Source organism: Pseudomonas ekonensis, assembly GCF_019145435.1.
GTDB lineage: Bacteria > Pseudomonadota > Gammaproteobacteria > Pseudomonadales > Pseudomonadaceae > Aquipseudomonas > Aquipseudomonas ekonensis.
The window spans coordinates 712,163-733,492 of the sequence record NZ_JAHSTS010000003.1; the positions used below are offsets into that span (position 1 = coordinate 712,163).

The following is a 21,330-nucleotide window of genomic DNA, read 5'->3' on the forward strand; positions in this document are numbered from 1 at the left end:
ACGGCGCAACGCGCCCTTGTCGTGCAACGGAGAAAAGTGCTTGGACAGAGTGTTTATCGAGGGCCTGGAAGTCGACACCGTGATCGGTGCCTACGACTGGGAGCGCGGCATCCGACAGTGCCTGCGCCTTGATCTGAGCTTCGCCTGGGACAACCGTCCGGCCGCCGCCGGCGACGACCTGACCCTGGCGCTCGACTACGCCAGCGTCTCCACGCGGATCCAGGCCTTCGCCGAGCAGGCGCAGTTCCAGTTGGTCGAGACCTTCGCCGAACGGCTGGTCGAGACGCTGATGGACGAATTCAAGATCACCTGGGTGCGCCTGAAGCTGACCAAGCCGGGCGCCGTGCCGGCCGCCAAGGGCGGCGTGGGTGTGGAGATCGAGCGCGGATGTCGCTGACACAGGTCTACCTCGGCCTCGGTAGCAATATCGAGCGTGAAACCCATTTGCGCGCCGGGCTCGAGGCCTTGGCCGCGTTCCTGGTGGACATCCGCTGTTCGGCGGTGTTCGAGAGCCAGCCGGTGGGCATCAAGAGCGGCCCGTTCTTCAATTTCGTGGTGTCGGCGTTCACCGACCTGCCGTTGATGGAACTGGATCGTCGCTTGAAGTTCATCGAGGCGGACAACGGCCGTTACGCACCGGATCGCAAGGGCCTGCCGCTGGACATCGACGTGCTGCTGTACGGCGACCTGACGGGCAATTTCGACGGGCTGGTCCTGCCGCGGGCGGAGATCCTGAAAAACGCCTTCGTGCTGTGGCCGCTGTCGCTGATCGCGCCGGATCGGGTGCATCCGGGTGTGGGAAAAAACTTTGCCACGCTGTGGGCAGAGGCGCAGATCGATCAGGAGCTGGCGCCGGTGGCCTTTGATTGGCGGGGAGAGGCGTTGACCCCCGAGGATCTGTTGTCGGCCTGAGGCGCCTTCAATGACGCCCTCTTCAGCAGGCTGGCTCTCACCGTTTTGTGAGCACAGAATCCGTAAGCGCCGCCGTTCCTTGCGGGATCGGCGGTGCGACGATTCGGAATGCATGTATCAGGAGGCTGCCGCCTCCTTGTACGCCTTCAACGCCTTGAGCCGTTCGCGCTTGAGCGCCTCGCCCAGTTCCGGGCCTTTGAATCCCTTCTCCAGCAACGGCTGAACCGCCACGCTGCGCGCAACGTTCGCAGCGCCGCGCAAGTAATCGGCCTGTGGATAACTGCGCTGCTCCAGGCCTTTGCGTCCGCGTGCATCCATTTCGCAGGCGGCGATGAACTCCTCGAAACGCTGCGGCCGGCGGTAGACGTCGAAGCTTTGCAGCAGCTCCAGCAGCGTCGTGGCCTTCAGCTCAAGGGCACGGTGCCCGTGGGTGTGGTATTGGCCGACCAGCAGCGCCAGTTCCTGGCATTCCTTCGGGGCCTTGAAGCGTTCGTTGACCGCTTTGATTAACTTCAGTCCTTTATGCTCGTGGGCGATGTGCCGCGGCCATTCCTCTTGCGGCGTCAGGCCTTTGCCCAGGTCATGCAGCAGGCAAGCCCAGCGCACGGTCAGGGGTTGCCTGTGCAGCGCCGATTGCTCCAGCACGCTCAAGGTGTGGACGCCGCTGTCGATTTCCGGGTGGTGGGCTTCCGGCTGCGGCACGCCGAACAGCGCATCCACTTCCGGCATCAGCACCTTGAGCGCGCCGCAGTCGCGCAGCACCTGAATGAACACCTGCGGCTGCTCTTCCATCAGGGCGCGGGAGATCTCCTTCCAGTTGCGTTCGGCGGTCAGAGCTTCCAGCTCCCCCGATTCGCTGAGGGTGCGCATCAGTTCAAGGGTCTCGGGCGCGACGGTGAACCCCAGTGCGGCATAACGGGCGGCGAAACGCGCCACGCGTAGCACGCGCAGCGGATCTTCGGCGAACGCCGGGGAAACGTGGCGGAGAATGCGGTCTTCGAGGTCACGCTGGCCGTTGTAGGGATCGGTCAGGTTCTGCCCGTCGTCCTCAGCCATGGCGTTGATGGTCAGGTCGCGGCGGATCAGGTCTTGCTCAAGCGTGACCTCGGGGCTGGCGTGGAAGGTGAACCCGCCATAACCGCGGCCGCTCTTGCGTTCGGTGCGGGCGAGGGCGTATTCCTCGCCGGTCTTGGGGTGAAGGAACACCGGGAAGTCCGCGCCGACCGGGCGAAAGCCCTGAGCGAGCATCTCTTCGGTGGTCGCGCCGACCACCACCCAGTCGATATCGGTGACCGGTTTGCCCAGCAGGCGATCGCGCACGGCGCCGCCGACCTTGTAAATCTGCATAAAAAACCTCCGTTGGCCCGACAGGATAACCCTTGCGCCGGACTTTCGGAGGCTGGAGCGGGATCAAAGATGAATGACGGCCAGGTCGAGCCGACCGTAGTCCCCTTCGCTGTGCTCGTTTCGCGGCGGCACATGGTGGGTTTTCATCACTTGGTCGCCTTGCAGGGTTTCCAGATGGATGTCGAAGCCCCACAACCGGTGCAGGTGCTTGAGCACTTCTTCCGTGGAATCGCCCAAGGGCTTGCGGTCATGCTGCTGGTGGCGCAGGGTCAGCGAACGGTCGCCGCGGCGGTCGATGCTGTAGATCTGCACGTTCGGCTCGCGGTTGCCGAGGTTGTACTGCGCCGCCAGGGTCTCGCGGATGATCCGGTAGCCGCCCTCGTCGTGGATGGCCGGTACCAGCAAGTCGTCCCGCTGGTCGTCGTCGAGGATGCTGAACAGCTTGAGGTCGCGGATCACCTTGGGCGACAGGTACTGCAGGATGAAGCTTTCGTCCTTGAAGCTGCTCATGGCGAACTTGATGGTCGACAGCCAGTCGGACCCGGCGATCTCCGGGAACCAGCGCCGATCCTCCTCGGTGGGCTCCTCGCACATGCGCCGGATGTCCCGGTACATCGCAAAGCCCAGGGCGTAGGGGTTGATGCCGCTGTAGTAGGGGCTGTCGAACCCGGGCTGGAACACCACGCTGGTGTGGGACGTCAGGAACTCCATCATGAAACCGTCGGTGACCAGGCCTTCGTCGTACAGGTCGTTCATCAGGGTGTAGTGCCAGAAGGTCGCCCAGCCTTCGTTCATCACCTGGGTCTGGCGCTGCGGGTAGAAGTACTGGGCGATCTTGCGCACGATGCGCACGATTTCCCGTTGCCACGGCTCCAGCAGCGGCGCGTGCTTCTCGATGAAGTACAGGATGTTCTCCTGCGGTTCGGCGGGGAACCGGGCGTTGTCCTTGTCGCTGAGCTTGTCGGTGCCCTTGGGGATGGTGCGCCACAGGTCGTTGATCTGCTTCTGCAGGTGCTCTTCGCGATCCTTCTGCCGCCGCCGCTCTTCCTCGGCGGAAATCGGATACGGCCGTTTGTAGCGGTCCACGCCGTAGTTCATCAGGGCGTGGCAGGAATCGAGCAGGTCCTCCACGGCGTCTATGCCGTGGCGCTCCTCGCACTGCATGATGTACTGCTTGGCGAACACCAGGTAATCGATGATCGAGCTGGCGTCGGTCCAGGTGCGGAACAGGTAATTGCCCTTGAAGAAGCTGTTGTGGCCGTAGCAGGCGTGGGCCACCACCAGGGCCTGCATGCAGATGGTGTTCTCCTCCATCAGGTAGGCGATGCACGGATCCGAGTTGATCACGATCTCGTAGGCCAGGCCCATCTGCCCGCGGCTGTAGGATTTCTCGGTGCTGAGGAAGTGCTTGCCGTAGGACCAGTGGTGATAGCCCAGCGGCATGCCGACCGACGCGTAGGCGTCCATCATCTGTTCGGCGGTGATCACCTCGATCTGGTTGGGATAAGTGTCCAGCGCATAGCGGGCCGCGATGCGGGCGATTTCGCGGTCGTAGGCCTGGATCAGCTCGAACGTCCATTCGGAGCCGGTGGAGATGGGTTGGCGCTTCTGCTCTTTGGCGGTCATGTCACTAACCTGCGCTGGAAGAGTTCACGGAAGACCGGATAGATATCCCCGGCCGAGACCAGTTGCTGCTGGGCAAACGTGTCGGAAAAGGCTTCGGCGATGCGTTCGTATTCGTACCAGAGGGCCTGGTGCTCGCGGGGGGTGATCTCCACATAAGTGTAGTACTGCACGAACGGCATGATCTGGTTGATCAGGATGTCGCGGCAGATGGGCGAATCGTCGTTCCAGTTGTCGCCGTCGGAGGCCTGGGCGGCGTAGATGTTCCACTCGTTGCTCGGGTAGCGCTCGGCCATGATCTCCTGCATCAGCTTCAGGGCGCTGGAGACGATGGTGCCGCCGGTTTCCCGCGAATAGAAGAACTCCTCCTCGTCCACTTCCCGGGCGCTGGTGTGATGGCGGATGAACACCACGTCGATCTTGTCGTAGTTCCGCTTGAGGAACAGGTACAGCAGGATGAAGAAGCGCTTGGCGATGTCCTTGGTCGCCTGGGTCATGGAGCCGGACACGTCCATCAGGCAGAACATGACCGCCTTGGAACTGGGGTTGGGCTGCTTGATCAGCAGGTTGTACTTGAGGTCGAACGTATCGAGGAACGGCACCCGGTGGATGCGGGCGCTGAGTTTCTCGATTTCCGCCTCCAGATCCTGGATATCGCCGAAGTTGTCCGGTTCTTCGCGCTTGAGCCGGGCCAGTTCCTCTTTCGCTTCGCGCAGTTTCGACCGGCTGCTGCCGGACAGCGCGATGCGCCGGGCATGGGCCGAGCGCAGGGTGCGGATGATGTTGATGCGCGAGGGGTTGCCCTCGTTGCTGATGCCGGCGCGCACGGTCTTGAAGGTGTCGGTGCCGGTCAGGTTGCGTTTGACCAGGTTCGGCAGTTCGAGGTCCTCGAACATGAATTCGAGGAATTCTTCCTGGGTGATCTGGAAGACGAACTCGTCCATGCCTTCGCCGGAGTTGCCGGCCTTGCCGGGGCCCCGGCCTCCGCCGCCTCCCGGCGGGCGGGCGATGTGTTCGCCGGCGGTGAACTCCTTGTTGCCGGGATGCACCACGGTCTGCTTGCCGCCGCGGCCGTGGTGAAGCACCGGTTCGTCGATGTCGCGACCGGGGATGCTGATCTGCTCGCCGTGCTCCATGTCGGTGATGGAGCGCCGGCTGACGGCTTCTTCGACAGCCTTCTTGATGTGGTCACGGTAGCGCCGCAGGAAGCGCTGGCGGTTCACCGTGCTCTTGTTCTTGCCATTGAGGCGTCGGTCGATCACATAGCTCATAGGCCCCTCCGGGGAGCTTCAAGTCGTAAGCTTCAAGCTGCAAGCGAAAGCGCCTCAGATCCCGGGATGGGGACTTACCCGCTGTTCGCTTGCGGCTTGCTGCTAGAAGCTTGCAGCTGCCTCACTGCGATTTTCTGACCCGCAGATACCACTCGGAGAGCAGCCGTACCTGTTTGTCGGTGTAGCCGCGTTCGACCATCCTGGTGACGAAGTCGTTGTGCTTTTGCTGATCCTCTTTGCTGGCCTTGGCGTTGAAGCTGATGACCGGCAGCAGGTCCTCGGTGTTCGAGAACATTTTCTTCTCGATGACCACCCGCAGTTTCTCGTAGCTGAGCCAGGTCGGGTTCTTGCCGTTGTTGTTGGCCCGGGCACGCAGCACGAAGTTGACGATCTCGTTGCGAAAGTCCTTCGGATTGCTGATGCCGGCCGGTTTCTCGATCTTTTCCAGTTCCTCGTTGAGGGCGACGCGGTTGAGGATCTCGCCGGTTTCCGGATCGCGGTATTCCTGGTCCTGGATCCAGAAGTCCGCGTACAGCACGTAGCGGTCGAAGATGTTCTGGCCGTACTCGCTGTAGGACTCGAGGTAGGCGGTCTGGATCTCTTTGCCGATGAACTCGATGTAGCGCGGGGCCAGGTATTCCTTCAGGTAGCGCAGGTAGCGTTCGCGGGTCTCGGCCTGGAACTGTTCCTGTTCGATCTGCTGTTCCAGCACATAGAGCAGGTGCACCGGGTTGGCGGCGATTTCGTGCGGGTCGAAGTTGAACACCTTGGACAGGATCTTGAAGGCGAACCGGGTCGACAGACCGTTCATGCCCTCGTCGACGCCCGCCGCATCGCGGTATTCCTGGATCGACTTGGCCTTCGGATCGGTGTCCTTGAGGTTTTCCCCGTCGTACACGCGCATCTTGGAGTAGATGTTGGAGTTCTCAGGCTCCTTGAGGCGCGACAGCACGGTGAACTGCGCCAGCATCTTGAGGGTGTCCGGCGCGCAGTGGGCCCGGGCCAGGGAGCTGTTGAACAGCAGCTTGTCGTAGATCTTCACCTCGTCGCTGACCCGCAGGCAGTACGGCACCTTGACGATGTAGATCCGGTCGATGAAGGCTTCGTTGTTCTTGTTGTTGCGGAAGGTGTGCCACTCCGATTCGTTGGAGTGGGCCAGCAGGATCCCGGTGAACGGAATCGCGCCCAGGCCTTCGGTGCTGTTGTAGTTGCCTTCCTGGGTGGCGGTCAGCAGCGGGTGCAGCACCTTGATCGGCGCCTTGAACATTTCGACGAATTCCATCAGGCCCTGGTTGGCCCGGCACAGCGCCCCGGAGTAGCTGTAGGCGTCGGCGTCGTTCTGCGGGAACTCCTCCAGCTTGCGGATATCGACCTTGCCCACCAGCGCGGAGATGTCCTGGTTGTTCTCGTCGCCCGGTTCGGTCTTGGCCACGGCGATCTGGTTGAGGATCGAGGGGTACAGCTTGACCACGCGGAACTGGCTGATGTCGCCGCCGAACTCGGCCAGGCGTTTGGTCGCCCAGGGCGACATGATGGTGTTCAGGTAGCGGCGGGGGATGCCGAAGTCCTCTTCGAGGATCGCGCCGTCTTCGGTGGCGTTGAACAGCCCCAGGGGCGACTCGAACACCGGCGAGCCCTTGATGGCGTAGAACGGCACCTTCTCCATCAGTTGCTTGAGCTTCTCGGCCAGGGACGACTTGCCGCCGCCCACCGGGCCGAGGAGGTAGAGGATCTGTTTCTTCTCTTCCAGGCCCTGGGCCGCATGGCGGAAGTACGACACGATCTGGTCGATGCATTCTTCCATCCCGTGGAAGTCCTCAAAGGCCGGATAGCGGCGGATCACCTTGTTGGAGAAGATGCGTGACAGCCTCGAATTGGTCGAGGTGTCGAGCAGCTCGGGTTCGCCGATGGCCAGCAACAGACGCTCGGCGGCGGAAACGTAGGCGCTGCGGTCCTTTTTGCACAGTTCCAGGTATTCCTGCAGCGAGAATTCTTCCTGGCGTGTGGACTCGAAGCGTTGTTGGAAGTGGCTAAAGATACTCATGACGTCACCTCGCTCGATACGTGGAGCCGACGCCGGATCACTCAGTCGATGCTGGCAAGCAGCCGCTTTGGCAGCTGTTGTTTACCCCCCAGAACTCTTCCGCGCGGACAACCGCGAAAGCTACTCCCGATGACCCGTGCGCCGGTGTACCGGCTCTCCCCTGTTTTGGATGGCCTGGGCTTAAGGATAGTTGGGAATTGGCGAGGTAAAGGCGAGATGCGTAATTAGTTGTGGCAGACCGTTCGTCCGCCACCGTGCAAGCCCGCAGGAGCCGGGGCTTGCGGGGCGCAAAAAAATTATTCGGCGGAGCCTTGGGCGGTTTCCGCAGGATACGTCGCACGCCACAGCTCAAAGCCGCCGTCCAGGCTGTAGACGTCGGAGAAGCCCTGGCCCGCCAGGTAGGCGGCTGCGCTCTGGCTGGAGTTGCCGTGGTAGCAGACGACCACCGTCGGGGCGTCGAGGTCGGCGTTGCGGATGAAATCGGCGACCGAGTGGTTGTCCAGGTGGTGCGACCCGGTGACGTGTCCGCTGGCGAAGGCTTGCGGGTCACGGATGTCGACCACCACGGCGCCTTGCTCGCGCAGGGCCTTGGCCTGTTCCGGGGGGATGCGTTTGAATTCGCTCATGGCGGGTTCCTGTGGTCCGGCGGGTGACGCAGTCTAGCGCGGGGCGCTGGCTGACGTGGAGAGGGGGATAAGCGGGGCGACGGTCGGCAGGGCGTTGCCGTGGTCGTCGCATTTGCACGACAGGCGCTCACCGCTGTCGACGTTCATCAAGGTCAGGCTGCCGCCCCACACGCAGCCGGTGTCGAGGGCGCAGATGCCGGGCTCGTGGACGTTGCCTTCGAGCGCCGCCCAGTGGCCGAAGATGATCCGCAGGCCGCGGGTCTTGCGCTCCTTGTGCTGGAACCACGGCTTGTAGCCGGGCGGGGCGGTGTCCAGGCCTTCCTTGCTCTTGAGGTCGAGCTTGCCCTCGGGGGTGCAGAAGCGCATGCGGGTGAAATAGTTGGTGATGACCCGAAGGCGCGTCACGCCCTTGAGGTCGTTGTCCCATTTCGCCGGCTCGTTGCCGTACATGCCGTCCAGGTAGGCCGGGAACAGGTTGTCGTCGCGCAGGGCCGACTCGACCTCTTCGGCGCACTTGAGCGCCTTGCGCAGCGACCATTGCGGCGGGATCCCGGCGTGCACCATGGCGACCTCGCGCCGCTCGTCGTAGTGCATCAGCTTTTGCCGACGCAGCCAGTCCAGCAGTTGGGGGCCGTCGGGGGCTTCGAGGATCTCGCGCAGGGTGTCGCTCTTTTTCATGCGCTCGATGTTCTGGCCGGCGGCCAGCAGGTGCAGGTCATGGTTGCCCAGCACGCACACCAGCGAGTCGCGCAGCCCGTACAGGTAGCGCAGGGTCTCCAGGGACTGCGGGCCGCGGTTGACCAGGTCGCCCACCAGCCACAGGCGGTCCAGGGCCGGGTCGAAGGCGACCTGGCCGAGCAGGCACTTGAGCGGTTCGAGGCAGCCCTGCAGGTCGCCTACGGCATAGGTCGCCATCAGTGCAGGGCTCCGGGCACGGCGAGGCGGAAAGGCTTGATGACGGCGTCGAAATGCTTGCCGTCGTCGGCGACCATTTCGTAGGAGCCCTGCATGGTGCCGACCTGGGTGGTCATCACCGTGCCGCTGCTGTAGGTGTGGCTCTGGCCCGCCTCGATCAGCGGTTGCTGGCCCACCACGCCGGCGCCGCGGACTTCCTCGACATGTCCGTCGCCATCGGTGATGACCCAGTGCCGTGACATGAGCCGGGCCGGCCGGTCGCCGTTGTTCTGTACGGTGATGGTATAGGCGAAGGCGAAGCGGTCGTGCTCGGGTTGCGATTGGTCTGCCAGATAGCGGGTGACCACGCTGACGTCGACCTGATAACGGGGATCGGACATGCAAAAGGCCTTAAGAGCGAAGCGCAACGCAGGGGTGCGGCTGATAGGGGTTCAGTCTAGGCAAGTATCGGGCAACAGACCAGCGCGGCCGTTGCCCGATGACGCCGTCAGTCGGCCTTGGGCGGCTGCTGGGGTTTCTCGGCGAGCTGGTCGGCCAGGCGCACGAACGCCGCCAGGTCCAGTTGCTCGGGGCGCAGGCTGCCGTCGACGCCTGCCGCTTCGATCTCGGCGCTGGTGAGCAGTTGCTTGAGGGTGTTGCGCAGGGTCTTGCGGCGCTGGTTGAACGCCTCGCGCACCACGCGCTCGAGCAGCCGGTGATCCTTGGCCGGGTGCGGCAGCACGGCGTGGGGCACCAGGCGCACGATGGCCGAGTCGACTTTCGGCGGCGGGTTGAACGCGCCGGGGCCGACGTTGAACAGGTGTTCGACCCGGCAATGGTACTGGACCATGATCGACAGGCGACCCCAGTCGCCGCCGCCGGGGCCTGCGGCCAGGCGCTCGACCACTTCCTTCTGCAGCATGAAGTGCATGTCGCGGATCAGGTGCGAGTTGTCCAGCAGGTGGAAAATCAGCGGGGTGGAGATGTTGTACGGCAGGTTGCCCACCACCCGCAGTGTGTTCGGCGCGGCGTTGAGGGTGTTGAAGTCGAACTTCAGCGCATCGCCCTGGTGCAGGTTGAAGTTGCTCTTGCCGGCGAACTGGCTGTTGAGGATCGGGATCAGGTCCTTGTCCAGTTCCACCACGTCGAGTTGGGCGCCGGCGCCGAGCAGGCCTTCGGTCAGCGCGCCCTGGCCCGGGCCGATCTCCAGCATGCGGTCTTCGGGCTTGGCGTGGATGGCGCGCAGGATGCGGTCGATGATGCCGGCATCGTGCAGGAAGTTCTGGCCAAAGCGTTTGCGCGCCTTGTGTTGGTATTGCTCGGTCATAAACGGGTCTCGGCCATCTGGTAGGCGGTTTCCAGGGCGACCTGCAGGCTGCCGGTGTCGATCCGGCCGCTGCCGGCCAGGTCCAGGGCGGTGCCGTGGTCGACGGAGGTGCGGATGATCGGCAGGCCCAGGGTCACGTTGACCGCTGCGCCGAAGCCTTTGTACTTCAGCACGGGCAGGCCCTGGTCGTGGTACATCGCCAGCACCGCGTCGCAGTGCTCCAGATATTTGGGGGTGAACAGGGTGTCGGCGGGCAGCGGGCCGCGAAGGTCCATGCCTTCGCTGCGCAGACGCTCCAGCGTCGGTTCGATGATGTCGATTTCTTCATGGCCCAGGTGGCCGCCTTCGCCGGCGTGCGGGTTGAGCCCGCAGACCAGGATGCGCGGCCGGGCGATGCCGAACTTGTCTTGCAGGTCGGCGTGCAGGATCCGCGTGACCCGCTCCAGCCGCTGCGGCGTGATCGCGTCGGCGATCTCGCGCAGGGGCAGGTGGGTGGTGACCAGCGCCACGCGCAGGCCGCGGGTGGCGAGCATCATCACCACCTGGGCGGTGTGGGTCAGGTCGGCGAGGAATTCGGTGTGCCCGGAGAAGGCGATGCCGGATTCGTTGATCACGCCCTTGTGCACCGGCGCGGTGATCATCCCGGCGAAGTCGCCGTTCAGGCAGCCTTGGCCGGCGCGGGTCAGGGTTTCGAGGACGAACGCGGCGTTGGCCTTGTCCAGTTGCCCGGCGACCACCGGGGCGCTCAGCGGCGTGTCCCAGACGTACAGGCTGCCGGCCGGCGCCGGAGCGTCCGGCCAGCGGTCAGGGGTGACGGCCAGCACGTCGACGGCCAGCCCCAGCTGCGCGGCCCGCTCGAGGAGCAGGTCGCGGCTGGTGATGGCGATCAGGGGGTGCGGCTGGGCCTGCGAGGCGAGCAGCAGGCACAGGTCGGGACCGATGCCGGCCGGTTCGCCGGGTGTCAGCGCGAAACGCTTGGGTTTCACTGCGCTGCCTGGTCTGCGCCAGGGAGTTTGATTTCAACGTAGGCTTCGTCGCGGATCTGACGCAGCCAGGTCTGCAGCTCTTCGTCGTACTTGCGGTTGCGCAGCACGGTCATCGCTTGTTGCTCGCGCGCCTGGGCGGTGCTGTCGGTGGCGCGGCGGCCAAGGACTTCCAGGACGTGCCAGCCGTACTGGGTCTGGAACGGCTTGGACAGCTGACCCTGCGGGGACTTGGCCATCACGGCGCGGAACTCCGGCACCAGGGCGTTCGGGTCGATCCAGTTGAGGTCGCCGCCGTTGAGGGCGGAACCCGGGTCTTCCGAGTATTTCTTCGCCAGCTCGGCAAAGTCTTCGCCGGCTTCGATACGGTTGTACAGCGACTGGGCCAGTTCCTTGGTCTTCGCTTCGTCACGAACCGGACTTGGCTTGACCAGAATGTGGCGCACATGCACTTCGTCGCGCACCTGGCCTTCGCCGCCGCGCTTCTCCAGCAGCTTCAGGATGATGAAGCCGCCCGGAGTGCGGGCCGGTTGGGTGATTTCGCCCGGCGACATGCTGCTCAGTTCGCGGTCGAACGGCGGCGGCAGCTGGGCGGCCTTGCGCCAGCCCATGTCGCCGCCTTCCAGCGCGTTGTCGCTGGCGGACTTGGCCACGGCCATCTGGCCGAAGTCGGCGCCTTGCTTGAGCTGCTGGTAAACGTCCATGGCCTGGCGGGCGGCGCTCTGAATGGCTTCGGAGCTGGCGCTTTCCGGGGTCGGGATCAGGATGTTGGCCAGGTGCAGTTCTTCGGAGAGCTGCATCTTGCCCAGGTCAGAGGCCAGGAAGTTCTTCACTTCCTGTTCCGACACCTGGATGCGTTCGGCCACACGGCGCTGACGCACGCGGCTGATGACCATCTCGCGGCGGATCTGGTCGCGGGCTTCGTCGTAGGACAGGCCGTCGCGGGACAACGCGGCGCGGAACTGGTCCACGGTCATGTTGTTGCGCTGGGCGATGGTGCCTACGGCCTGGTTCAGCTCTTCGTCGGTGATGCGGATGCCGGAGCGCTCGCCGATCTGCAGCTGCAGGTTCTCGACGATCAGGCGTTCCAGCACCTGCTGGTCCAGCACGCCCGGAGGCGGCAGGCCGCCGCCGCGCTTGGCGATGGTTTTCTGCACCTCGTGGACGCGTTGGTCCAGCTGGCTCTGCATGACCACGTCGTTGTCGACGATGGCCACCACTTTATCGATGGACTGCACCGCGGCGCCGGCCGAAGTACCGAGGAACAGCGCGCCCAGCATCAGCGGGCGCAGACAATCAGAAAGCTTGGTCTTCACGTTGACGATAACCTTGGATGCCTTTGTCGAGGAAGCTCTCTACCTTGGTGCCTACGACACCGCCGAGGCCCTTCAGGACGATTTGGAGGAAGACGCCGTGGTCGCCTTTTTCGTTTTGCGGAGCCTGCTGACTGAACTCGTCGTAGGACACCCAGTAACGGTTGATCAGGCGCAGTTTCCAGCAGCAGTTGTCGTACTCGAAACCGCCGAAGGCTTCCAGCGTGCGGTTGCGGTTGTAGTCGTACTGCCAGCGGCTGATGGCGCTCCACTGCGGCACGATCGGCCAGATCGCCGAGAAGTCGTGCTGCTTGATCTTGTAGTAGTCCTTCACGTAGTTCGGATCGCCCGGCACGCCGTAGTCGCCGCCGCCCACCGACCACTTGCCGGTGTTCTGGTCGTAGCGGACCTGGTCGTTGCGGTAGCGGTAACCGAAGTTGACCACCTTGTTCGGGTTGTCTTCAGGCTGGTAGTGGAACATCGCGCTGCCCGAGCGAGGGCTGCGGCTGTCCGGATCCCAGTTGTAGTCCGCGGTGGTGCGCCAGTCGCGGTTCCAGCGGTACTCGTATTCCAGCGCGTACGGCGAGACGTTGGAATGCGCGTCGTCGCGGGTCTTGGCGTCGATGCCCGGCAACTGGACTTCGCGGTCCTTGAAGTACAGGGCCTGGCCGACGCTGATGCGCTGACGCTCGAAACCGTCGTCCTCGATCCAGCGGCTGGTCACGCCCAGCGACAGCTTGTTCTCGTCGCCGACGCGGTCGGCGCCGGAGAAGCGGTTGTCGCGGAACAGCGAGGCATAGTTGAACGTGTATTCGCTGGTGTCGAATACCGGGATGTCCTCTTGGTCGACCTCCGGTACGTAGAGGTAGAACAGGCGCGGTTCCAGGGTCTGGCGGTAGTTCTTGCCGAAGTAGGACGTGTCACGGTCGAAGTACAGGCCGCTGTCGATGCTGGCGATCGGTACGCCGCGGTTCTGGTTGCTGCCGAACTTGCCGCCGAGGTACTTGGTGCCGGCAGCGGCTGCCGCCGCCTCCTGCTGCGCGATCTGGTTCTTGCCGGTGCTGTCCAGGTCCAGCTGGTACTGGGTGTACTGGTACTTGAGCGATGGCTTGATGAAGCCATAGGTCCAGTTCAGCGGCAGGCTGACGCCCGGCTTCAGGTTCAGGCGGTCGCCGTTGGCGCGGGCCAGGCCGGTGACGTTGTTGTCGAGGCGGCTTTCGACGCTGCCGTCCTCGTTCACGAAGTTGCCGTTCTTCAGGTCACGGTCGAAGCGGACCAGCTCCGTCTCGTAGTCGAAGTCCAGGCCTTCCGGATGGTAAGGCAGCTGGCCGTTGAAGGTGATCTGCGGCAGGCGGTCATACGGGGTGATGTTCGACACGGTCGCCAGCTGGTAGGCCTGGGCGTTCAACCGGGCGGTGTAGCTGTCGCCACGGTAGGTGACCGAACCTTGCTGATTCACGTAGTCGGCGCTCTTCACGCCGATCTGGTCGGTTTCCAGATCCTGGAAGTAGTACGGGTCGCTGATCTTGGTGTAGTCGACCTGGGTGAACACGCGGGAGTCGAGACCGCCCTTGTGCTGCCAGTTGTACATGTACCGGTTCTTCTGGTAGTCGGTCTGCTTGCTGCGGTCGGTGTCCTCGTCATTGAGGTACGCCGCACCGAACTGCCCTTCGCTGGATTTGGTCAGGTAGCGGAACTCGCCTTCCATCAGCAAGCCGCGCTTGGCCATGTAGCGCGGGTACAACGTGGCGTCGTAGTTCGGCGCCAGGTTGAAGTAGTACGGGGTGACCAGCATGAAGCCGGTGTCGCTGCTGGTGCCGATGCTCGGCGGCAGGAAGCCCGACTGGCGGCGGTCGTCGATCGGGAAGTAGATGTACGGGGTGTACAGAACCGGAATGTCCTTGACCCGCAGCGTCACGTTGGTCGCGGTGCCGAAGCCGGTGGCCGGGTTCAGGGTGATGTTGTTGCCCTTGAGCTGCCAGGCGTTGCTGTTCGGTTCGCACGTGGTGTACGTGCCGTCCTTGAGGCGGATGATCGCGTTCTCGGCCCGTTTGGCGTACAGCGCGTTGCCGCGGATGTGCGACTTGTGCATCACGTATTCGGCGTTGTCGACCTTCGCTTCGCCGGTGTCCAGCTGCACGTCGGCATGGTCGCCGACGATCAGCGCGCCGTTGTCGCGGATGCGCACGTTGCCCGCCAGTTCGCCACGGCTCTCGGCCTGGTACAGGTTGGCCTCGTCGGCCTCGACCTGCATGCTGCCCTGACGCATGACCACGTCGCCGGCCAGGCTGGCGACCTGCGAATCCTGCTGGTAGCGGGAGGCCTTGGCGCCGATGAAGGTCGGTGTGTCACTTTTGTTCGTCTTGTCATTCATGCCAGGACGAATCGGTTCGATATAGGAACCAGAGCAGTAAGGACCTGTCTCGGCCAGTTGGGCGGCGGTGAGCTTCTCGCGCGGAACCCAGTCGAGGTGACTGTAGTCTTCGCTGCGGGATTTCAGGCCACGGCCCTTGGACTCGGTGACGAGCACGGGTTTGGGGCCGGTGTCCTGGCTGGCGCCGCTTTCGGCCGGCGCTTCGCCGGCGGCGCTGACGGCGCTGCCGTCATGCACCGGACGCGGCGGCAAGGCAGCGGCCGTGGACTTGGGCGCACAGGCCCAGCCGCCCGACTCCGAGACGGAGCAGTCATACTGCTCGGCCGCGGTGACGAAGGAACTGGCCAGAGGTTGCATGGCCAGCAGGCTGCCGGTCATCAACAACGGAAATTTTTTACGAAACGCGGGGGATTTCAATGCCATCTTATTAGTCCGGGCTTCCTGCGTGCCATCTGCCCGCGGTGTGGGCCGCACGCCTCTCGATGGTCTGAAAAAGATGCTGGATAATAAAGCATGACCCGCTTGACGGCTAGCGCCGTCGGAGACCCTTGCAATGCCTGACCAAGATGTACGCTTGCAACACCTGAAAGTTTGGCTCGATGAGCAGTTGTCGGCCCTTTACGCCGACCGCCAGTGGGGCGACGTCCCCCCGGCCACCTTGACCGCGGCCAGCAGCGACGCGAGTTTCCGCCGTTATTTCCGCTGGGAAGGCGCCGGCCGCAGCTTCATCGTGATGGACGCCCCGCCGCCCCAGGAAAACTGCAAACCCTTCGTGGATATCGCGTTTCTGCTGGCCAAATCCGGCATCAACGTGCCGAAAATTTATGCGCAGGACCTGGAGCGCGGCTTCCTTTTGCTCAACGACCTGGGCAACAAGACCTATCTGGACGTGATCGGCAGCGACAACGCCGACGCGCTATTCGACGATGCCCTGAAGGCGCTGCTGGCGTTTCAGCAATTGCCGATGGTGGCACCGCTGCCCAGCTACGATGTGGCCTTGCTCACGCGCGAGCTGGAACTGTTCCCGGAGTGGTACGTCAAGCGCGAACTGGGCATCGAGTTCGATCCGGCCCAGCAACGGCAGTGGCAGCAGGTCAGCGAGCTGCTGATCGACAGCGCCCTGGCCCAGCCCAAGGTGCTGGTGCACCGCGACTACATGCCGCGCAACCTGATGCTCAGCGAGCCGAACCCCGGCGTGCTGGATTTCCAGGACGCGGTGTACGGCCCGGTGACGTACGACGTGACCTGCCTGTTCAAGGACGCCTTCCTCAGCTGGTCGCCGGAGCGCGTGCGCGGCTGGCTGCTCGACTACTGGCAGCGGGCCTCGGCGCTGAACATCCCGGTGCAGCCGGACTTCGAGGCGTTCCTGCGCGCCAGCGACCTGATGGGCGTGCAGCGCCACCTCAAGGTCATCGGCATCTTCGCCCGCATCTGCCACCGCGACGGCAAGCCGCGCTACCTGACCGACGTGCCGCGCTTCTTCGCTTATATAGATGAAGTGATCGCCCGGCGTCCTGAGCTTGCGCCGTTGCAGGCGCTGCTCGCCAGCCTGCGTGCCGGGGTGAATGCATGAAGGCGATGATTCTGGCGGCAGGCAAGGGCGAGCGCATGCGTCCGCTGACCCTGACCACCCCCAAGCCGCTGGTGCGCGCCGGCGGCATCCCGCTGATCGAGTACCACCTGCACGCCCTGGCGGCGGCGGGTTTCGATGACATCGTGATCAACCACGCCTGGCTCGGCCAGCAGATCGAGGACTACCTGGGCGATGGCTCGCGCTACGGCGTGCGCATCCGCTATTCGCCGGAAGGCGAGCCGCTGGAGACCGGCGGCGGGATATTCCGGGCGTTGCCGCTGCTGGGCGACGAGGCGTTCCTGGTGGTCAACGGCGACATCTGGACCGATTACGACTTCAGCGTGCTGCATCAGCCGATCGCCGGTCTGGCGCATCTGGTGCTGGCGGACAACCCGGCCCATCACCCGGCCGGCGATTTCGTCCTCGACAACGGGCGTGTCCAGGATGGGCAGCCGCAGGCGCAGACCCTGACCTACAGCGGCATCGCCGTCCTGCACCCGCAGTTGTTCGACGGGTGCGAGGCGGGTGCGTTCAAGCTCGCGCCGCTGCTGCGCGACGCCATGGCTCGCGGCCAGGTGACGGGCGAACGGCTGAAGGGGCAGTGGGTGGATGTCGGCACCCACGAACGTCTGGCCGAAGCCGAAAAACTGATAGAAGCGAGCCGTTGATATGTTGTGGCCAGGGACTCTGATTGGAGCCGGAGCGGGTTTTGCGATCGCCAGCATTCCGGGGGCCATGCTTGGGGCGTTGTTGGGGCAGGCGCTGGATCGGCGTATGCACCTGCAGAGCTGGGGACATTTGCGCGAACGGCTCGGCGGCAGGCCGATGCTGCGCAACGATGAATTGCTGTTCGTGCTGCTGGGGCGTCTGGCCAAGAGCGACGGGCGCGTCACCGACGGGCATATCCAGCAGGCGCGTCACGAAATGCGTGCGCTGGACATGGGCGAGCCGGCCCAGCGCCGGGCGATCGCCGCGTTCAACCGCGGCAAGTCCGGCAGCGACAACCTGCGCGGCTACCTGCGGCGGCTGGGGGCCCAGCCCCATGCGGCCGAAGGGGTGCTGCGCGCGTGCTGGCGGATGGTCTGGGCCGACGGCCGGGCCGGCGTGAGCGAACGCGAACTGTTGGCGCAGTGGGGCAAGTGGCTGGGCTGGACGACGCACCAGGTGCAGGCGCTGGCGGCGGACTACGAGCCGCACAAGCGGCCCATCGTCAGTGCGGCGGTGAGCTATCAGGAAGCGATGCGCCTGCTCGGGGTGTCGGCGACCAGCGAGCCGGCGCAGATCAAACGGGCGTACCGGCGCCTGCTCAGCCGCCATCACCCGGACAAGGTCGCGGGCAGCGGCGCGACGCCTGCGCAGGTGCGTGAAGCCACGGAAAAGACCCGGGAACTGCACACGGCCTACACCTTGATCCGTGAGCGGCGGGATTTTCGCTAGGTATCGTGAACCGGGCTGTTTGCGGCGGCCCCATCGCGAGCAGGCTCGCTCCTACAGTTTGAACACGGTCAACTGTGGAAGCGAGCCTGCTTGCGATGGGGCTGGCGCGATTTCTCAGTCCGCGCTCTGCGGATTCAGCCAGCCGCGCACCCGGCGGAACAGTTGTTCCTGCTCGGCCTTCTTGTCCGGCAGCGCCTTGAGCCCCACCTGGCTGAACGCCGAAGTCTTCAGGCGTTTGCTGGCTTGCAGGCGTTCCAGTGCCGCGTTGCGGTCCGGCGCCTTGTCCATGTAGTAGAGGTCGGCCGTCGGCAGTTTCAGGGTCGGCGTCAGTTCCGCCAGTTCAGGCTTGGCCTTGAGCGGTGCCTGGGCGGCGACCATCACCAGTTTCTCCACTTGCGCAGTCTGCCTTTCGCTCAGGTAGCGCGCTGCCCAATAGGCGCCGGTGCCGTGGCCGAGCACGACGACGCTGCGGGCGCTCTGTTGCTCGGCGTAGGCGATGGCGGCGTCGATGCGGGCGAAGATCCGTTCGGCGTCGGCCTTGGCCTGCTCTTCGGTGGTTTCGGCGACGACCTTGTCGGCCACCTCGGCCTCGCCGCCGGCGGCCTGTTCGATCGGCTCGGCGGTGGTGGAGTCCTTGCTGCCGGGGTCGGCGGCTTTCGGCGCCGTCGGCGTTTCGACGGTGCGCGGCGCGATGGCGTCGCCTTGCACGTCCGGCAGGGTAATGCTCAGGCTGCTCCACTGCGCATCCGGCAGCTTCTGCCGCAGCGGCGCGATCGCCAGGGGCCAGTCGGCGGTTTCGCCGGCGCCGGGGACGATGATCACCGCGCCCTTGGGCTCGGCGGTGTTGGCAGGTTTCCACAGGGCGAGGAAACTGTCGCCGCCGGCCTGCAACTGCTGCTGTTCCTGCGCCGGAACCTGGCGTTCGAGTGCTGCGGACTCTTCCTGACTACGCTCAGGCAATGGCTGGCGTTCGGCCGGTTTCTCGCCGACAGGTTGTTCTGCCTGGGCGGCAGGGGCCGGATCGGCGGCTTCGACAGAAAACGCACAAGGCAGGATCAGCGACAGGCACAATGCTGGCATTGCCAGGCGGTAGACAGGGGGCATCGGTTATTCCAGGCCAGAAAGTATCCCGGCAGCCTAATGGGTTGGTCAGAATTTGTCAGTGTACGAGACTTCGATGATGCGATTTTGCTGCCTGTGGGTTATCGGCTGTTTGTGGTTTCCCTTGATGGGCTGGGCCGCGCCTGCGCCCACGGCCCATGTCGCGCAGTTGTCGGCCGGCGAGCGGCAATGGCTGGCGCAGCACCGCGAGCTGCGGGTCGGCCTGGTGCTCCAGGCGCCGTATGCGCAGTACGACCGGCGCCTGCAACGGTTGTCCGGGCCCAACGTCGACCTGATGAACTGGCTGGCCAAGGCCCTCGATGTCGAACTGACGTGGCGCAACTTCCCTGACCTTGCGCAGTTGGAGGCCGCCGCCCGGGACGGCGAGATCGACATCGCGCCGGGCCTGACCCAGACGCCGGGTGCGCTGCGCCTGTGGCAGTTCTCCGATCCGTACATGCGCGTGCCGCAACTGGTGGTCAGCGACCAGAAGGCCGGCGGCACGGTGGAGCTGGAGAAACTCGACAGCCAGACCCGCGTCGCCGTGCGCATGCCGAGCGTGACGGCGGACTACCTGCGCGGCAACTACCCGCACCTCAACCTGCAAGGCGTGCCGATGGAGCGTCAGGCCCTGCAATTGCTGCTCAGCCAGCAGGCCGGCTACGCAGTGGTCGACGAGGCTCAACTGGGGCGGCTGTCGGTGGAGCCGGAGTTCTCGGGGCTGGTGGTGGTCGGCGACATCGGCCTGCCGCAATTGCTGCGGGTGGCCACGCGCCGGGATTGGCCGGAACTGGCCGGCATCGTCGAAAGCGCCCTGCGGGCGATCCCGGCCAAGGACCTGGAGCGTCTGCACAGCCGCTGGCTGCAGCCCAAGTATCCGCGGCTGGCGGAGTCGCCGGGGTTCTGGCAGAACCTGAGCCTGCTGTTGGCGGTGCTGCTGCTCTGCTGCGCGGCCCTGGTGGTCTGGCAGCGGCGCCAACAGCACAGCCTCGAACAGCGCCTGCTGGCCGCACGGGAGGACATCGCCCTGCGCGCCGCCAGCGAAGAGGCCCTGCGCCTGACCCAGTTCTCCATCGACCAAAGCACCGTCGGCATCCTCTGGGTCAACTGGGACAGCCATGTGCGTTACGCCAACCGGGCGGCGGAGACCATGCTCGGCTACCCGCCGGGCGGGATCATCGAACGTCCCCTGATCGACTTCGAGCCGGGCCTGCACATGGATCGCTGGCTGAATCTGTGGAAGCGCGCCAGGACCCGCGAGGAAGAACCGCTGAGCTTCGAGAGCCTGTGCGTGCGGGCCGACGGCAGCGTGCTGCCGGCGGATGTGTCGCTGAGTTTCCTGAGGTTCCGTGACAGCGAGTACCTGGTGGTCTACCTCACCGACGTCACCGAACGCCGCCGGGCCCTGGCGGCTTTGCAGGAAAGCGAAGCGCGGCTCAAGGGCATCGCGGCCAACGTGCCGGGCCTGGTGTTCCGGCTGGAGCGGGCGCCGGTGACCGGGCAAATCGATTTCGCCTACATCAGCGAGGGCAGCGAGACGCTGGTGGGCTACGCCCCGGCCGCGATTGCCCACCGCGACATGGGCCTGCGCAGCCTGGTGCATCCGGACGACCGGGCCAGCTATCACCAGACCCAGGACCGCGCCCTGGACACCGACAGCGACTGGTCCTGGCAGGGCCGCATCCTCACCCGCCAGGGCGAGCAGCGCTGGGCCGAGATCAAGGCGATCACCCGTCAACTGGACGACGGCGCGTACGTCTGGGACGGCATCGTCTGGGACATCAGTGAAAGCAAGCGCATCGAGCTGGAGCTGGCGGCTTCCCGCGAGCAGCTGCGCGAACTGTCGGCGCACCTCGAAAGCGTGCGCGAAGAGGAAAAGGCGCGCATCGCCCGGGAAGTGCACGATGAGCTGGGGCAAATGCTCACGGTGCTGAAACTGGAGACATCGATGTGCGAACTGGCTTACGCACAGCTCGACCCTGGCCTGCACGAACGCCTGAACAGCATGAAGCGCCTGATCGCCCAGCTGTTCCAGTTGGTGCGCGACGTGGCGACGGCGCTGCGCCCGCCGATCCTCGACGCCGGGATCGCCTCGGCCATCGAGTGGCAGGCCCGGCGCTTCGAGGCGCGCACCCAGATCCCGTGCCTGGTGCAGGTGCCGGACAACCTGCCGGCCCTCAGCGACGCCAAGGCCGTCGGCCTGTTCCGGATCCTCCAGGAGGCGCTGACCAATGTCATGCGCCATGCACGGGCGCATACTGTGGAAGTGACGCTGGCCCTTGAAGGCGACGAACTGTGTCTGACGGTCAGTGACGATGGCGTAGGATTTGTCGCCGCAGCCGGTCGGCCGACATCGTTCGGCCTGGTGGGCATGCGCGAGCGGGTGTTGATCATGGGCGGCAGCCTGCAGCTCGACAGCGAGCCGGGGGAGGGCACCAGCCTGGTGGTGCGGGTGCCGGTCAATGAGGCCTGACGGCTCGCTCGCACAGATGCGGCGCCGCGTCC

The 21,330-nt window shown here is 64.8% G+C and carries 18 protein-coding genes; 6 read left to right on the forward strand and 12 right to left on the reverse strand.

The features are described 5' to 3' along the window. Nucleotides 1–40 precede the first annotated feature (40 nt). Both folB and folK read left to right on the forward strand, forming a co-directional pair. A complete protein-coding gene (folB, locus tag KVG96_RS27195) occupies nucleotides 41–397 on the forward strand; it encodes a dihydroneopterin aldolase (RefSeq protein ID WP_085586284.1) in 357 nt (118 codons plus the stop codon). Further along, nucleotides 388–912: a 2-amino-4-hydroxy-6-hydroxymethyldihydropteridine diphosphokinase gene (folK, locus tag KVG96_RS27200; RefSeq protein ID WP_217894764.1), complete on the forward strand. Its 525-nt coding sequence runs from the start codon at nucleotides 388–390 to the stop codon at nucleotides 910–912. Before folB ends, folK begins: the two co-directional genes overlap by 10 nt. A 117-nt stretch (nucleotides 913–1,029) precedes the next feature. Here folK and KVG96_RS27205 read toward each other — a convergent pair whose 3' ends face one another. The 11 genes from KVG96_RS27205 to KVG96_RS27255 all read right to left on the reverse strand — a co-directional run bounded on the left by KVG96_RS27205 (nucleotide 1,030) and on the right by KVG96_RS27255 (nucleotide 15,137). Beyond that, nucleotides 1,030–2,259: a multifunctional CCA addition/repair protein gene (locus KVG96_RS27205; RefSeq protein WP_217894765.1), complete on the reverse strand. Its 1,230-nt coding sequence runs from the start codon at nucleotides 2,257–2,259 to the stop codon at nucleotides 1,030–1,032. Between the two features lie 63 nt (nucleotides 2,260–2,322). Continuing rightward, nucleotides 2,323–3,885: a SpoVR family protein gene (locus KVG96_RS27210; protein WP_085586278.1), complete on the reverse strand. Its 1,563-nt coding sequence runs from the start codon at nucleotides 3,883–3,885 to the stop codon at nucleotides 2,323–2,325. Beyond that, the gene (locus KVG96_RS27215; RefSeq protein WP_217894766.1) at nucleotides 3,882–5,153 is read right to left on the reverse strand and encodes a YeaH/YhbH family protein; all 1,272 of its coding nucleotides are present in this window, start codon (nucleotides 5,151–5,153) and stop codon (nucleotides 3,882–3,884) included. Before KVG96_RS27215 ends, KVG96_RS27210 begins: the two co-directional genes overlap by 4 nt. Nucleotides 5,154–5,274: 121 nt before the next feature. After that, a complete protein-coding gene (locus KVG96_RS27220; RefSeq protein ID WP_085586276.1) occupies nucleotides 5,275–7,197 on the reverse strand; it encodes a PrkA family serine protein kinase in 1,923 nt (640 codons plus the stop codon). Between the two features lie 296 nt (nucleotides 7,198–7,493). Further along, nucleotides 7,494–7,823 (reverse strand): thiosulfate sulfurtransferase GlpE, encoded by a 330-nt coding sequence (glpE, locus tag KVG96_RS27225; RefSeq protein WP_217894767.1) that lies wholly within the window; start codon nucleotides 7,821–7,823, stop codon nucleotides 7,494–7,496. A gap of 33 nt (nucleotides 7,824–7,856) precedes the next feature. Beyond that, nucleotides 7,857–8,738, reverse strand: coding sequence for a symmetrical bis(5'-nucleosyl)-tetraphosphatase (locus KVG96_RS27230; protein ID WP_217894768.1), 882 nt, complete (start codon nucleotides 8,736–8,738; stop codon nucleotides 7,857–7,859). Next, entirely contained in the window at nucleotides 8,738–9,118 is a 381-nt protein-coding gene (apaG, locus tag KVG96_RS27235) for a Co2+/Mg2+ efflux facilitator ApaG/CorD (RefSeq protein WP_085586270.1), read from the reverse strand. Before apaG ends, KVG96_RS27230 begins: the two co-directional genes overlap by 1 nt. 107 nt (nucleotides 9,119–9,225) lie before the next feature. After that, nucleotides 9,226–10,044: a 16S rRNA (adenine(1518)-N(6)/adenine(1519)-N(6))-dimethyltransferase RsmA gene (gene rsmA, locus KVG96_RS27240; protein WP_085586268.1), complete on the reverse strand. Its 819-nt coding sequence runs from the start codon at nucleotides 10,042–10,044 to the stop codon at nucleotides 9,226–9,228. After that, entirely contained in the window at nucleotides 10,041–11,030 is a 990-nt protein-coding gene (pdxA, locus tag KVG96_RS27245; RefSeq protein ID WP_217894769.1) for a 4-hydroxythreonine-4-phosphate dehydrogenase PdxA, read from the reverse strand. The genes rsmA and pdxA overlap by 4 nt, the downstream gene beginning before the upstream one ends. Then, nucleotides 11,027–12,343 carry a peptidylprolyl isomerase SurA gene (gene surA, locus KVG96_RS27250; protein WP_217894770.1) on the reverse strand — a complete coding sequence of 439 codons (1,317 nt, stop codon included), beginning with the start codon at nucleotides 12,341–12,343 and terminating at the stop codon, nucleotides 11,027–11,029. Before surA ends, pdxA begins: the two co-directional genes overlap by 4 nt. Further along, on the reverse strand, nucleotides 12,324–15,137 hold the full coding sequence (locus tag KVG96_RS27255) for an LPS-assembly protein LptD (protein ID WP_217894771.1): 2,814 nt from the start codon (nucleotides 15,135–15,137) through the stop codon (nucleotides 12,324–12,326). The genes surA and KVG96_RS27255 overlap by 20 nt, the downstream gene beginning before the upstream one ends. A gap of 130 nt (nucleotides 15,138–15,267) precedes the next feature. Here KVG96_RS27255 and KVG96_RS27260 point away from each other — a divergent pair, with 130 nt between their 5' ends. The 3 genes from KVG96_RS27260 to KVG96_RS27270 are packed head-to-tail and all read left to right on the forward strand — an operon-like array spanning nucleotide 15,268 to nucleotide 17,724. Then, on the forward strand, nucleotides 15,268–16,287 hold the full coding sequence (locus KVG96_RS27260; protein ID WP_217894772.1) for an aminoglycoside phosphotransferase family protein: 1,020 nt from the start codon (nucleotides 15,268–15,270) through the stop codon (nucleotides 16,285–16,287). Beyond that, on the forward strand, nucleotides 16,284–16,955 hold the full coding sequence (gene murU, locus KVG96_RS27265) for an N-acetylmuramate alpha-1-phosphate uridylyltransferase MurU (protein WP_217894773.1): 672 nt from the start codon (nucleotides 16,284–16,286) through the stop codon (nucleotides 16,953–16,955). The genes KVG96_RS27260 and murU overlap by 4 nt, the downstream gene beginning before the upstream one ends. A 1-nt stretch (nucleotide 16,956) precedes the next feature. Next, complete coding sequence (locus KVG96_RS27270; protein ID WP_217894774.1) at nucleotides 16,957–17,724, forward strand: TerB family tellurite resistance protein; 768 nt, start codon at nucleotides 16,957–16,959, stop codon at nucleotides 17,722–17,724. A gap of 114 nt (nucleotides 17,725–17,838) precedes the next feature. On the opposite strand, the gene KVG96_RS27275 is transcribed toward KVG96_RS27270, so the two are convergent. Then, a complete protein-coding gene (locus KVG96_RS27275) occupies nucleotides 17,839–18,828 on the reverse strand; it encodes an alpha/beta hydrolase family protein (protein ID WP_217894775.1) in 990 nt (329 codons plus the stop codon). A gap of 73 nt (nucleotides 18,829–18,901) precedes the next feature. On the opposite strand from KVG96_RS27275, the gene KVG96_RS27280 reads away from it, so the two are divergent. Continuing rightward, nucleotides 18,902–21,298, forward strand: a complete 2,397-nt coding sequence (locus KVG96_RS27280; RefSeq protein ID WP_217894776.1) for a PAS domain-containing sensor histidine kinase — start codon at nucleotides 18,902–18,904, stop codon at nucleotides 21,296–21,298. The last annotated feature ends 32 nt before the right edge of the window (nucleotides 21,299–21,330 follow it).